The sequence below is a fragment of the Eubacteriaceae bacterium ES3 genome, from assembly GCA_030586155.1.
GTDB lineage: Bacteria > Bacillota > Clostridia > Eubacteriales > Eubacteriaceae > Acetobacterium.
Window position 1 is genome coordinate 933789 of record CP130741.1, and the last position, 13979, is coordinate 947767.

A 13979-nucleotide genomic window follows, 5' to 3' on the forward strand; every position below is an offset into this window, starting at 1 on the left:
AAGGAGAATACAATGAATCTAGCAGAAGAGAAAAATCAGGAACTGGAGAATATAGAGCTTTGGCGACGATATCAAAATGATCCGACCATTGAACTTCGCAATGAGCTGGTTCTATTGTATACTGATCTCGTCAGGCGAATTGTACTTCGTTTTAAGGGGAGTTATAATGGCTTTGGTCAGATGGATGACATGGTCAACCAGGGCATGATTGCTTTGATTGATGCGGTAGAGAAATTTAATCCAGACATGGGGAATAAGTTCGAAACTTTTGCAACCCTGAAAGTTCGGGGTTCAATTATAGATTTTATGCGAAAGCAAGATTGGGTACCCAGAAATCAGCGGAGTCTTTCCAAACTTTTGGAAGATAAATATGGAGAACTTTATGCAGATCTGGGGAGAGAACCCACTAATCAGGAATTGGCTGAAAGCATGGAAATTACTGAAGACAACCTGCAGAAGATTTTCCAGCAACGACATAATTCAATAATTCTTTCTTTTGAAGAAGCTGCTAATGAAAAGATGATGGAATTTTCGCCTTTAGTGGAACGGGAGACCAGGGATGAACGCCCTGAGTCAAAACTTTTATTTGATGAACTTAAGCATCAGCTGGCTAACTCGATCGATACTTTAAAAGAAAAGGAACGTCAGGTTATATCTTTATATTATTATGAAAATTTAAAATTGAAGGAAATTGCCGAAGTTTTAGGGGTAACTGAATCAAGGATTTCACAAATCCATTCGCAGGCCATTTTAAAGCTTAAGAACAATTTGAATCAATACTAAGGAGAAAAATATGGATCAGGGATTTTACTCAGCTGCAGCAGGCTTGTTTGTTCAGCAGAAATCAATAGATGTGCTGGCAAATAACATGGCGAATGTTAATACTGCCGGTTACAAAACGCAGACTACTGTGGAATCGAGTTTTGCGGAATATGTACTGGCCCGGGTTAATACAGACCCCAATGTTAATGACTGGGATATTGGAACCGCAAATTACATAACAGTTGTAGATGAAGATTATACAGATTTTAGTGAGGGCAATCTGCGGGCTACCGAACGAAATGTGGATATGGCAATTCAGGGCAGCGGTTTCTTTGTAATCAATACAGCGGCAAATGGACAGGTTTTGACCCGAAATGGTCAATTCGAAGTTGATGATCAGGGAAACCTGGTTTTACCTGGTGCCGGAGAAGTTTTGGGAACTGACGGTCAGCCGATTAATATCGGTACCAGTGATTTTACCGTTGACGGAGCAGGCAATATGAGAGTAGATGGCGAGCTCAGAGGTACCTTATGGATTGTTAATGTTGATAATCAGGAAGATTTAACCCAAGTTGGTGAGGGCTTTTTCCAGGCTGCAAACGGGTTTGCCCAGGAAGATGTGGAAAACTTCAACATTTTACAAAAATATCTGGAGGTTTCCAATACCGATTTGACAAAAGAAATGTCTTCATTGATTGCCAGACAGAATTTATATAATTCATGTTCGCAATTGATAAAGATATTTGACCGGATTCATGAGATTTCAGCCAACCAGGTTGGGAAAACCTCTTAAATAAGGAGAATTAGAAGATGATACGAGGATTTTATACGGGTCGTGCTGGGATGATTGCCCAACAGCAGTCCCTGGATACAATTGCCAATAATATGTCTAACGCCAACACAACTGGATTTAAAGCTCAATTAACAGCTTTGACGAGTCTTTTATATGAAGATGTCAATGGCGGAAACGGTTCGGAAATTAATACTGGACATGGAGTGAAAGTCATGAAAAATGGTTTGATATTCAAACAGGCCAGCCTGGAGCCGTCAGAGTCTGAACTGGATTGTGGGATTGAAGGGAAAGGTTTTTTCACCATTCAAAATCCGGAGAATGGAGATATCTATTATACCCGAGACGGATCTTTTGGCATTAGTGTTGAAGGGGATCAAAACTTTCTGGTAGATGGAAGTGGATACTATGTTATGGATGCCGATTTAAATCGAATCAATATAACAGATGGTTTTAGTGCCGAACAATTGGGGATTTTTTACTTTGATAATCCTTATGGCCTGGAACTGACAGGAAATAACTTTTTCCTGGAAACACCACAATCAGGTGCCCCTCAACTTGATACCCAGTCAGCTGTTTATCAGGGGATGCTTGAAAGTTCGGGGACCGATGTAGGAGTGGAAACGGCACGAATGATTGAAGCACAACGATCATTTCAGTTCAGCTCACGAATTGTTCAAACAGCAGATGAAATGGAAGCGGTTATTAATCAATTACGGTAACTAAGCTTATATTGAGGAGAATGTGGATAAATGGATGAAATTAAAGGTGGTGCTGAAGAAGCGAAGCAACGGATTGAAGTGCTAATCAGTGAAGACGGAATGACAGGCTTTGTTAAGATAAATAAAGAACCTGATGAAGAAAATATTGAAGTAACCAGTCAGGACATATTTGATGCCCTGGAAGCGCAAAAAGTAGTTTATGGTATTCAAGAGGAAACGGTAGAAAAGCTGGCAGGGCGACCGATATTTAACCTGAAAATGAAGGTTGCGGAAGGGATGGCGCCGATTGACGGTGCTGATGCAACCTTCACCTGTTATGTAAAACCGGATGGTGAATACAAGCCGGTTTTTGATGATGAGGAAAAAATAGACTACAAAAATACAAGTCATTTTCAGATGGTCGATGAAAATCAGGTTTTGTGTAGAATTGACAAAGAAACCAAAGGAAATGCCGGTAAAACTGTGCTGGGAGACCCGGTTCCGGCAAAGGATGGTCGTAAGGCAGCGATCAAGGAAGGCAAGAACACTTACTTTTCTGATGATCAGTCTCAGCTTATTGCCAAATGTGATGGGATCGTTAAATTTATAGGCAACACCATTCACGTTAATGATATGTTGCAAGTTCCCGGCAACGTTGATATATTAAGCGGAAATATTAATTTTCCTGGAGACGTGACGGTTAATGGCGATGTCTGCAGTGGCTTTCGGGTCAAGTGCGGTGGTGACCTTGTTATCAAAGGTGTCATCGAGGATGCTGAAATTGACGCCAGAGGAAACGTACTGGTTGCCCAGGGGATAAATGGTAACAGGGATAAAAAAATCCGGGTTCAAAAAGAACTAAGAAGCAAGTATATCGAAAATGCCCTGATTGAAGTCCATGGGGATGTTTTCGCCGATTATATCATAGAAAGTCAGGTCCAATGTGAAGGCAATATTGTCTTAAGTGGTCAGAAGGAGTTAATTGTCGGTGGTTCAATTGAACTGACAGGTGACTTAAAAGCTAAAGATATAGGAACAGATAGAGAGAAGCCGACAAAGATTACAATTGTTGGGGTGCCGACACCGGATCTCCATGCGATCGCTGAGTGTGACGAGCAGATTTCTCTTAATAAAATGGAACTGACCAAGGTTTCAATCAATGAAAAATCTGTTAATAAGATGCTTTTAGATCAGGAAAAGAAAAGTATTGCAATGAAAAAAACTGATCGACAGGCGCTTGAGAAAATTGCATTAATGTTAAAAGATCTGAGTGAGCAGAAACAGAGTATAGAAGCTGAAATCAGCAAGTTCGAAGAAAAGAAGGATGAAATCGTTAAGAAAACCCCGATTGAATATTTCGGCAGTATTTCCTGCAAGCGAAAGCTTTATCAGGGGGTAAAAATTTACTTTGGTGATGAACTGTTTCACTTTGAATCAGATAATCTGGATCATTGCCGAATCTATTGGATGGACGATAAAATTATTTTAGGAATGCTTTAGGGAGGTTTGGCGTGTTTGAAAATTACGAAGATTTAAATGAGATGCAAATAGATGTATTGCGGGAGATCGGTAATATTGGCGGTGGAAATGCTGCCAGTGCCCTGGCCAGTATCCTAGATGAAAAGGTGGATATGACTCTGCCTAATGTGCGGATTACAGGATTTGATCAGGCTGTAGAAGATTTGGGTGGAGCAGAAACCATGACGGTTTCAGTATTAGTCAGTTTCAGTGGCGAAGCAGAAGGCATGATTGTCTTTCTGATCAATATGGAAGATGCCAAACGAATTATGAGCCTCTTAATTGGTGGCGAGGATGAAGAGGACGATGATGAGCTCAGTGATATGAAGCTCTCAGCTATTAAAGAAATTGGGAATATTCTGGCTGCTTCATATATTAACTCAATTGCTTCTCTGACTGGTTTAAGAATTGATGTATCTGTTCCATATGTAGCCATTGATATGGTTGGTGCCCTGATGAGTGTACCGATTATTGAGTTTGGCGCAATTGGCGATAAACTGATGTTTATTGAAGAAAATTTTATCGGTGAGCGGGGCAGTTTAGACAGTAATATTATCATGTTTGCAGAAATTAATACCTTAAAAATCATAATGGAAAAATTGGGAATTGAGTTATGAGCGAGAAATTCACCGTAGGGATATCAGATTATAAAGCCTCAAAGGCGCCGCACACGATTGTAACTTTTGCCCTGGGTTCCTGTGTGGGTATCTGTTTATATGACCGTATGACAAAAATAGGAGGACTTTCTCATATTATGCTGCCAGACAGCCGCGGCTTTTCAAATCGGGATATCAATCGGAAAAAATTTGCCGATACGGCAATTCCTGATATGGTTAATGAAATGCGGCGTATGGGAGTGGGGAATAATCGGATCGTTGCAAAAATTGCCGGAGGGGCTCAGATGTTTGAAGTTCAACCAGGCAGTAAAATCGGTGCGGTAGGGGAACGAAATATTGAAAGTGTCAAGCGTGAACTGGCCCGGCTTAAAATTGCTATCATAGCAGAAGATACAGGACTAAATTTTGGACGAACCCAGTATTTTGACCTGGAAACCGGAGTGATGAAAATTCAATCCCTGAACCGAAGAATTGTGGAATATTAAAATTATTTCAAAAAAATTGATAAATGATAAATAAGTACTCTTTTTTTTGTTATATATATAGTACGGGTGCTTGAGTAAACCGGTAAGCACAAGTGTTTGGCGGTTTTTTATATAAACACAAGAATTTATTGGAGGAATCAAGAAATTTTATTGATTTCTGACGGCTATTAATGCTAAACTTGTAGCATATAATAGGGTAAGTGTGTTTACCTGGACCCGTCTAAGTTGGTGAACATAAATTTATACTGATGATGAGTAAGGAGTAGAAAAATGACAGATAATGGTGTTGTAAGAAACAATCTTGAGGAAGATACTCAGTACGGACGTTTTTTAACCTTTTCACTGGGAGAAGAAGTGTTTGGTATCGAGATTCGTTATGTAACTGAAATCATTGGGATGCAGTCGATCACAAAAGTTCCGGAAGTTCCTGAATATATTAAGGGAATTATCAATCTTCGCGGAAAGATTATTCCAGTTCTTGATGTTCGTCTGCAATTTGGAAAAGAACCTATTCCCTACAACGATCGAACCTGTATTATTGTCATCGATATCGAATCAGTTTCAGTAGGATTGATAGTTGATAATGTTGATGAAGTTCTGACTATCGATGATGAAGATATCGCGCCTCCGCCATCAAATAAAACCGGCTTTGAAAATCGTTTTATGAAAGGTATCGGTAAAGTAGGCGGTAAGGTTCAGCTGTTACTTGATTCATCAAGACTTTTAAAAAATGATGAGATGGAAATTCTGGAAGATATGATCGAAGAAGTATAACGAGGTGACTGCTGTGAGAGCAAAGCAGAAAATTAAAGTTCTGATTGTCGATGATTCCCTGTTATTTCGTGAGACACTGGCTCGTGAAATGGCCAAAGACGAGGGACTCGAAGTGGTTGGAACGGCATCAGATCCCTATATGGCACGGGATCTCATTGTCAAACTCAAGCCTGATGTGCTGACCCTGGATGTTGAAATGCCGAAAATGAATGGGATTGAGTTTCTTAAAAAGCTTATGCCTCAATACCCGCTGCCAGTTATTGTGGTGAGTTCAGCTTCTCAAAATGTTTTTGATGCCTTAGAAGCTGGCGCGGTGGAATTTGTTACTAAGCCCAATATGTCCAGACAGGGGGGGATGGCATCTTTTGTCAATGAGCTGACGGTGAAAGTAAAAATTGCTTCAACGGCAAAGGTTGGAAATAAAAAACAGTCTCCGGCAGTATCCAGTCGTGCTTTTTCAGGCTCAGTTAGTTCAGCAGGGTCTAATCAGGTGATAGCCTTAGGGGCTTCAACTGGTGGAACTGATGCACTATATAGCGTTATTTCAGCTTTGCCCCGGGAAATGCCGGCGATTGTCATTGTTCAGCATATGCCGCCGGTATTTACAAAACTCTATGCGGACCGTTTAAATAATTCCTGCAAGTTGGAAGTTAAAGAGGCAGCTGACGGGGATGAACTCCGGCCGGGCAGGGTATTAATTGCACCGGGAGATTTTCAGATGCGGGTAGCTAAGCGTGGGTCCGGCTATTATGTGCGGGTTACTAAAGAAGAAAAAGTCAGTGGACATTGTCCCTCAGTTGATGTCCTCTTTCGTTCTGTTGCTGAAGTCGTAAAAGACAAGGCAATAGGGGTAATTATGACTGGAATGGGCAAAGATGGTGCCGATGGACTTTTAAAAATGCGTAAAAACGGCGCTTATACCATTGGTCAGGATGAAAAGTCTTCAGTGGTTTATGGTATGCCTATGGTTGCTTTTAATATCGGGGCGGTACAGAAACAGTTACCGCTTGAACGGATTCCTGATGAAATAATCCGCTTTTTGTCAAAGTAAACAATAGATGTAGCCACTGCATTCCGGTCATCTTAATAGATCGGAGTGCAGTGGCTTGTTTCATGTAAAACATAATCAGTCCTGTAAAAGAGTGAACTGTCTACTAAAACAACTCTAAATTTAACTTGCAATTCACAAGAAATTAAGTATAATTAATATGAATGAAGAGGAAAAATTAATGGAAAAAGAAAAAAAATCATCTTTGTTGATTAAAATTGTTTTATTGTTTGGTGCGATACTTTTAATCAGCAACCTGACTGTCGGATTTATTTCGATCAGCTCAGGAACAAACAATTTGAAGGAACACTCCTCCACATATATGTTAGAATCAACATCAAGCAAAGCACACTATCTCAGTGCGGAGATCGAATTACAGCTGGCAAAGCTTGAAGGTGTGGCTGACAGCGAGGCTCTGCGGTCAATGGACTGGGTGGAACAGCAGGCGTACCTTTCCGAATATGTCAGTAAACTCGGTTACCTAGATTTAGCAGTTATTACCCCAGACTATATGGCCAACTATGTTGTTAGCGGTGAGAGCAGTCAACTGTCAGAAAGAGACATTTATGAGGATGCTTTTAATGGAAAATCAGGTATTTCTAACGTGCTCATCAGTTCTGTAACTGGTAAGCCGGTTGTTCTTGATGTGGTGCCCATTCGGACCGGAGACCGGGTCATGGCCATTTTAATGGGGCGGCGGGATGGCACAGCTCTTAGTGAGATGATCGCCTCTTTCAGTGTTGGAGAGACCGGTTTTGCCTACCTGATGACCAAAGACGGGACCATTAACGCCCATACTAACGAGCAACTAGTGCTGGATCAAGTCAATGTTTTTGAAGATATGGAAAATGGCGGCACCATGGTCAGTTTTGGTCACGCTTTACAGGACCTTGACTTTGAGACTGGTGGTGTAATCAGCTACAGTAATGAAACCGGTGATCGAATGGCGGCAGTTGTGCCGGTTCCCAACACTGAGTGGATGCTGGGGATAGGGGATACTGATGAAACCCTCTTTGCAGAGGTCTATTCGCTCCGAAATCAACTGATTATTATCGGTATAGGTATCATCATCGTTTCATTGTTGGCGGTTTATCTGGTCACCAAACGATCGGTCATCAATCCGATAATTAAATTGAAGGAGGTCGCCAATCATGTAGGCAGAGGTTCTACCAATGTTAACATTGAAATTGACCGTTCTGATGAAATCGGTGATTTGATGGAATCCTTCAGCCATGTGGTTGAAAACCGCCGTGACCAGGCGCAGATTGTCAGAAGTATCGCTGAAGGTAATCTGGCCGTTCAGGTGGAGCCACTATCTGAAGAGGATGAGATGGGTTTTGCCCTGGTAGGGATTATTGCGACTATCAATAAACTGTATGAGGAAGAACTCCGCTTTGAAAAAGAAATTCTTGCCGGAAATCTTTCACATCGCGGTGATGCGGAACAGTTTAATGGTGCTTACAGTGAATTGATTAGCGGTCTGAATCGAGTAGTAAAAGCTTTAGTCAACCCGCTGAAGATTGCTATTAAATCTATTGAACGGATTGGTCGCGGTGAAATTCCACCGAAAATTACCATGGATTATCAGGGTGATTTCGAAGAGATGAAAAACAATATTAACGCCTGTATTGATGGCCTCGGAGCTTTGGTAGAAGGAAACGAGGTACTGGCATTGATGGCCAATAATGACTTCACTCAAAAAATCGAAGGTTCTTATGAAGGCATTTACCAGGAAATTGTTAATTCCATCAATCGAATCAACGGCAAACTGATTCATGTGGTTGATATCTGTAACAATATTGCAGTTGGTGATATGAAAGATTTGGCAGACCTTTCGGAATCAGGTAAACGTAGTGATAATGATGAACTGGTTCCCAGCCTGATTAAAATGATGGAGAATATCCAGATGCTGGTCCAGGAGACGGATAAGATGGCCGCTTTAGCTGTTCAGGGTGATCTTGCAAACCGTGGTGATGCCAGCCAGTTCCCGGGTCAATATTCTAAAGTAATCATTGGTTTTAACCAAACCCTTGATGCCGTAATCGCCCCGATTGACGAAGCTTCGCGGGCTTTGAAAGAGCTGTCGCAAGGCCATTTAAGTGCTAATATGGAAGGCGACTTTGCCGGCCAGCATGGTCAAATAAAAGAGGATATGAATGCGACCATTGCATTTTTACGTCAGTATGTTTATGAAATCAGTGAAACCCTGGAAAAAATAGCTGACGGGGATCTTAGTCAGGAGATTGAATCTGATTATTTGGGTGATTTTGTTAATATCAAAAATGCTATTAATCACATCACAACCAGACTCAGTGAAACCATGAAAGAAATCGAAATTGCCGCCAGTCAGGTGGATTCCGGTTCGCGACAGATTTCTGACGGTGGTCAGGCCCTGGCTCAGGGTACCACCGAACAGGCAAGCTCGATTGAAGAACTGTCGGCATCTATTGAAGAAGTGGCAGCTGAAACCCGTAAAAATGCAACAGATGCCAATGAAGCAAACAATCTGGCTGTAGCAGTCAAAAACCATGCAGAAACCGGAAATAGCCAAATGGCACAGATGGTTTCGGCAATGAGTGATATCAATGAATCCTCCAACAGCATATCAAAAATTATTAGAGTGATTGATGATATTGCATTCCAGACCAATATATTAGCCTTGAATGCCGCCGTAGAAGCAGCCCGGGCCGGCCAGCACGGTAAAGGCTTCGCTGTTGTTGCAGAAGAAGTCAGAACCCTGGCAGCCAGAAGTGCCGAAGCTGCGCAAGAAACCACAGAGCTGATTGAAGGATCGATTGATAAAGTTGAAGCCGGAACAAAAATAGCCGATGAAACAGCACAAAGTCTGACAGAGATTCTTGGTCAGATTGAAAAAGTGACCGGATTGGTTGCTAATATCGCCCAGGCTTCAAATGATCAGGCCTCAGAAATTGCCCAGATTACAACTGGAATTGATCAGGTATCACAGGTTATTCAAACCAATTCAGCCACTGCCCAGCAGTCTGCTGCTTCAAGTGAAGAACTTTCCGGTCAGGCCCAGATCTTAAAAGGGATGGTTGAGGCATTTAGTTTAAAACAAACAGGTAGAAGGACAGCTGACGTAACGGCAGTGACCACAAAAGCTTCCTGGAATGAAGCAGAAGCGGCAGCAAGCTATGAAACAGAAGATTTTAAAATATTATTGGACGATATAGAACCTGCAGACAAATATTAGTTAAAAAAGTGGGGGTTCATTTCCATTAGATAAATCAAAATGCTAATTTGATAGAGGGGTAAAATGACTAGTAAAAATTTGAATGAGACGGCGGTCAAAAAAAAGACTATCGGAATGGGATTGGCCAAACGGCTGTCACTGTTTATTGTGATTGGTTTTGGCTTGATTTTAATATTGATGGGGATTGTTTCAATATCAATGAGTTCTAATACAGTACTTGAACAGGCAGAAACAGATATGGGATATTATGCCACGGAAGCTGCGCGCCATGTGGGTTCAATTATTGAAGGTGACTTAAAGACACTTGAAGAAACAGCGGATGACGATAGGGTAAGCTCAATGGATTGGGAAACCCAGATTGATGCTATTGCGCCAGATGTTGATAAACTTGGTTATCAGGATATTGCCGTCATGGATGCGGATGGCAATGCAAAATATGTTATTGGCGGTGAAGAATTTACATCCGGTGGCGACCCCTGGTATGAAATTGGTTTGATGGGGGAAACAACAATTTCTGATATAGTTATCAGTAAAGCATCTAAGGAACCCTGTGTTTTGGAGATAGCTCCGATATTTGATGGTGAACAGGTTGTTGGAATTTTGATCGGCCGTCGAGACCCAACGTTCCTTCAGGAAATCGTATCTACTATGGGTGCCGAGGGTGAAAGGGAATACGGTTTTATCGCATCGCAGAACGGTTCACTTGTTGCCCATCCTAATGCAGATTTAGTTAACGCACAGACTAATATTTTTGAAGAGGAGTCTTTTACTGGTGTTGCCCAGGGGATGAATGAAGTTGGGATGGAAAATTCCGGTTCGTTTTTCTACACTTTTGGCAACGAGAATAAGTTGGCTTGTATAGCTCCGATTCCTGGAACGTCCTGGGTACTGGCATTTAGTGTGTATGAATCAGACTTAATGACACCGGTTAATAATCTAAGAAATCTGATTATTCTAATATCTGCTATTGTATTGGGAATTGCTGGATTGACTGGACTCTGGTTTGCAAACCAGATTGTTAAGCCGGTAGTTAAGCTTAGAGATTCTCTTGACCTCTTGGCTCAAGGGAATGTCGATATTGAAATTCCTGAAATAAAAACGCGTGATGAACTGCAAATGCTAAATGAATCCTTTATCGAAATGGTGGATAACCGTAAGGAAATCTCGGAGGCAGCCAGGCGACTGTCAAAGGGCGATTTTGATGTGGTCATTGAAGCAAAATCGGAAAAAGATGTCCTGGCTCATTCCCTGATCGGTATGGTGAATGAAATGCAGCAGGTTTACGATGGGATGACAGAAACAGGCAATGCTGCTGTTAACGGTGACCTTGATTTCCGCGGGGATGCTGATAAACATCCAGGCAAGTTTAAGGATTTTTTGGTTAGCCTTAATTTTGTCATTGATACCATCGTCGAACCGCTACGACTGGCGACTTCTTATCTGGAACAGATTGGAAAGGGACAGATTCCGGAGAAAATCACTAAAGACTATCCTGGTGAATATGGGGAGATGAAAATCAGCATCAACGACAGCATCGATGGACTGGGTGCCCTGGTTGAAGGCAACCGTATTTTAGCGCTGATGAGTCAAAATGATTTTACAGATAAAATTGAAGTAGAGTACACTGGGATCTATCAGGAAATTGCGGTATCCATCAATGGCATCTACGATAAGCTCAGAAACATTGTAGCAACCTGCAATAATATTGCTGTCGGAGACCTTGAGGATCTGGAAAGGTTACAAAATATGGGTAAACTCAGTGAAACTGATGAGCTGATTCCCAGCATGATCAAAATGATGGAAAATATTACTGCCTTAGTAAAAGAAACGAATATTATGGCAGAACAGGCAATTGCCGGTAACCTAGATAATCGAGGAGATATTTCGAGCTTCCAGGGAGAATATGTCAAAGTAATCAATGGTTTCAACCAAACACTAGATGCCATAATTGCCCCAATTAAAGAAGCATCAGCTACCCTTAACGAATTGGCTCAGGGTAATCTTTCAGTTTCAATGGACGGAAATTATTCTGGTGATAATGGTAAGATAAAAGAGGATATGAATCAAACCATTGCCTTCTTAAGACGTTATGTCTATGAGATCAGTGAAACCCTTGAAAAAGTTGGCACCGGCGATTTAAGTCAGGAAATTACTAGTGAATACATGGGTGATTTTATCGGTATTAAAAATGCCATTAACAATATTACAAGCCGGCTCAGTGAAACAATGCGAGAAATCGAGATCGCTGCAGGGCAGGTGGATTCGGGTTCGCGACAGATTTCAGACGGCGGTCAGGCCCTGGCACAGGGCACAACTGAGCAGGCCAGCTCCATTGAAGAATTGTCAGCCTCTATTGACGAAGTGGCTGCTGAAACCAGAAAGAATGCAGCTGACGCCAATACTGCAAATGAACTGGCTATGGAAGTCCGCGGCCATGCCGAAAGTGGTAATGCTCAGATGGCTCAAATGGTTACCGCCATGGCGGAAATTAATCAGTCGTCCAGTGATATTTCCAAGATCATTCGCGTTATTGACGATATCGCTTTCCAGACCAATATTCTGGCTTTAAATGCGGCAGTTGAGGCGGCTCGCGCCGGACAGCACGGAAAAGGCTTTGCGGTTGTAGCAGAAGAAGTAAGAACGCTGGCAGCCAGGAGTGCCGAAGCGGCACGGGAAACGACAGAACTAATAGAAGGGTCTATTAATAAAGTAGAGGTGGGAAGTAAAATCGCTGACGAAACAGCTGAAAGCCTATCGGAAATTATGGGTCAAATCGAGAAGGTGACAGTCCTTGTAGAAAGTATTGCCAGAGCATCTAATGATCAGGCTTCGGAGATTACTCAAATCACCACTGGTATTGATCAGATTGCTCAAGTGACCCAGACAAATTCAGCGACAGCTCAAGAAAGTGCTGCTTCAAGTGAGGAACTTTCGAGTCAGGCTCAGATGCTTAAAGCAATGGTGGATACTTTTATCTTAAAGCAGTCCGGTGGTAAAAAAAGCCCGTCATACGTAGCAGAAAAAAATTCTCAAACTGATGCTTCCAGTCAGTCGGACGACTTTTCTTTTGAAATTCTTTTAGACGAAACTGAGACAGATAAATACTAGACAAAAGTGCTTTAACCGGATAAAATTAAATTAATAATCCGGTTAAAGCTTTTTTTAAATATTTTCTAAAGTTCTTCCCCAAAAAGACGATAAGATATATAGAAAAGATTAATCAGAAACAGGAGGACGTAAAAATGAAAATAGGTTATCTTAACAATAATTTACCAATACAGCAAAAACAGTTAAAGGATGCCGTTAAGAAGTCAGAAAAAGACACAAGTAAAGCGCATACTGACAGTAATGAGATTTCTTCAGGTCGAAACAACAGCTTTGAAGACAATCGTGTAAATGTTGCAAAATCGGCAGTGCTTTATGATGTGAGTGTTAAAGAGTCTGACCGGATTGCTGAACTAAAAGCTGCAATTGCCGATGGATCTTACCACGTTTCATCAGAAGATTTGGCCGACGCGCTATTAAGTTAGCAGATCGCGAGGGGGTTTAATATGTCTGAAACGAAGTCACAACTAATTGAAGAGTTTTATCAATATCTTTTCGGAGTTATTAAGCTTCATCGCGATCTGATTCCTAAGCTTAAAGATGAGCTGATGCTGATAGAGAGCGGCAGTGTCGAAGCCTTAACCGAAAATATCAACAGACAGCAGTCTTTTGTCTTACAGACCAGTCGCTTTGACCAGGATGTAAAGAAGTATATGGAGGCCCTTAATTTAAAAGGCAACAATATAACGGAGGTGGTCGCTCAGTTACCAGAAGAGTACCGCCTGCGTTTTTATGGCCTTATCGGGGAGTTTGAGGAGACCGTTAAAGAAATGAATTTCTATAAGGAAAAATGTAAATCATTGCTTGATTTAAAACTCCATACGGTGGAACAAAAACTCAATACTTACGAAAACCGTAATGTTAATAAACTATATTCGCAAGACGGAAAAAAGGAATCCAATATTAGCTTGCCCAAAACCTTGGAAAAAAAGATATAAAACAACTATAGAACCTGAATAAATCTA

The 13979-nt window shown here is 41.5% G+C and carries 12 protein-coding genes; all 12 read left to right on the forward strand.

Features of this window, described 5'->3' with window-relative positions; genetic code table 11:
- Positions 1 to 12: 12 nt before the first annotated feature.
- The 12 genes from Q5O24_04280 to flgN all read left to right on the forward strand — a co-directional run bounded on the left by Q5O24_04280 (position 13) and on the right by flgN (position 13952).
- Complete coding sequence (locus Q5O24_04280; GenBank protein ID WKY48541.1) at positions 13 to 783, forward strand: FliA/WhiG family RNA polymerase sigma factor; 771 nt, start codon at positions 13 to 15, stop codon at positions 781 to 783.
- A 10-nt stretch (positions 784 to 793) separates the two neighbouring features.
- Complete coding sequence (locus Q5O24_04285) at positions 794 to 1555, forward strand: flagellar hook-basal body protein (protein WKY48542.1); 762 nt, start codon at positions 794 to 796, stop codon at positions 1553 to 1555.
- Between the two features lie 17 nt (positions 1556 to 1572).
- Positions 1573 to 2274: a flagellar hook-basal body protein gene (locus tag Q5O24_04290; GenBank protein ID WKY48543.1), complete on the forward strand. Its 702-nt coding sequence runs from the start codon at positions 1573 to 1575 to the stop codon at positions 2272 to 2274.
- A 30-nt stretch (positions 2275 to 2304) separates the two neighbouring features.
- On the forward strand, positions 2305 to 3753 hold the full coding sequence (locus Q5O24_04295; GenBank protein WKY48544.1) for a FapA family protein: 1449 nt from the start codon (positions 2305 to 2307) through the stop codon (positions 3751 to 3753).
- A gap of 11 nt (positions 3754 to 3764) precedes the next feature.
- Positions 3765 to 4388, forward strand: a complete 624-nt coding sequence (locus tag Q5O24_04300) for a chemotaxis protein CheC (protein WKY48545.1) — start codon at positions 3765 to 3767, stop codon at positions 4386 to 4388.
- Positions 4385 to 4873: a chemotaxis protein CheD gene (locus Q5O24_04305; GenBank protein ID WKY48546.1), complete on the forward strand. Its 489-nt coding sequence runs from the start codon at positions 4385 to 4387 to the stop codon at positions 4871 to 4873. The genes Q5O24_04300 and Q5O24_04305 overlap by 4 nt, the downstream gene beginning before the upstream one ends.
- Before the next feature lie 270 nt (positions 4874 to 5143).
- Positions 5144 to 5647 carry a chemotaxis protein CheW gene (locus Q5O24_04310; protein ID WKY48547.1) on the forward strand — a complete coding sequence of 168 codons (504 nt, stop codon included), beginning with the start codon at positions 5144 to 5146 and terminating at the stop codon, positions 5645 to 5647.
- 13 nt (positions 5648 to 5660) lie between these two features.
- Complete coding sequence (locus Q5O24_04315; protein WKY48548.1) at positions 5661 to 6698, forward strand: chemotaxis response regulator protein-glutamate methylesterase; 1038 nt, start codon at positions 5661 to 5663, stop codon at positions 6696 to 6698.
- A gap of 178 nt (positions 6699 to 6876) precedes the next feature.
- Positions 6877 to 9909 carry a methyl-accepting chemotaxis protein gene (locus Q5O24_04320; protein ID WKY48549.1) on the forward strand — a complete coding sequence of 1011 codons (3033 nt, stop codon included), beginning with the start codon at positions 6877 to 6879 and terminating at the stop codon, positions 9907 to 9909.
- Positions 9910 to 9972: 63 nt separating this feature from the next.
- Entirely contained in the window at positions 9973 to 13017 is a 3045-nt protein-coding gene (locus Q5O24_04325; GenBank protein ID WKY48550.1) for a methyl-accepting chemotaxis protein, read from the forward strand.
- A gap of 134 nt (positions 13018 to 13151) precedes the next feature.
- Positions 13152 to 13439 (forward strand): flagellar biosynthesis anti-sigma factor FlgM, encoded by a 288-nt coding sequence (gene flgM, locus Q5O24_04330; protein WKY48551.1) that lies wholly within the window; start codon positions 13152 to 13154, stop codon positions 13437 to 13439.
- A 21-nt stretch (positions 13440 to 13460) separates the two neighbouring features.
- Entirely contained in the window at positions 13461 to 13952 is a 492-nt protein-coding gene (gene flgN, locus Q5O24_04335) for a flagellar export chaperone FlgN (protein WKY48552.1), read from the forward strand.
- Positions 13953 to 13979 lie beyond the last annotated feature (27 nt).

Excerpts from the sequence above, each read along its gene's own strand:
- Q5O24_04310 (WKY48547.1), top strand. The coding sequence starts at position 5,144 with ATGACAGATAATGGTGTTGTAAGAAACAATCTTGAGGAAGATACTCAG.
- Q5O24_04320 (WKY48549.1), top strand. The coding sequence starts at position 6,877 with ATGGAAAAAGAAAAAAAATCATCTTTGTTGATTAAAATTGTTTTATTG.
- flgN (WKY48552.1), top strand. The coding sequence starts at position 13,461 with ATGTCTGAAACGAAGTCACAACTAATTGAAGAGTTTTATCAATATCTT.
- Q5O24_04325 (WKY48550.1), top strand. The coding sequence starts at position 9,973 with ATGACTAGTAAAAATTTGAATGAGACGGCGGTCAAAAAAAAGACTATC.
- flgM (WKY48551.1), top strand. The coding sequence starts at position 13,152 with ATGAAAATAGGTTATCTTAACAATAATTTACCAATACAGCAAAAACAG.
- Q5O24_04290 (WKY48543.1), top strand. The coding sequence starts at position 1,573 with ATGATACGAGGATTTTATACGGGTCGTGCTGGGATGATTGCCCAACAG.
- Q5O24_04280 (WKY48541.1), top strand. The coding sequence starts at position 13 with ATGAATCTAGCAGAAGAGAAAAATCAGGAACTGGAGAATATAGAGCTT.
- Q5O24_04295 (WKY48544.1), top strand. The coding sequence starts at position 2,305 with ATGGATGAAATTAAAGGTGGTGCTGAAGAAGCGAAGCAACGGATTGAA.
- Q5O24_04285 (WKY48542.1), top strand. The coding sequence starts at position 794 with ATGGATCAGGGATTTTACTCAGCTGCAGCAGGCTTGTTTGTTCAGCAG.
- Q5O24_04305 (WKY48546.1), top strand. The coding sequence starts at position 4,385 with ATGAGCGAGAAATTCACCGTAGGGATATCAGATTATAAAGCCTCAAAG.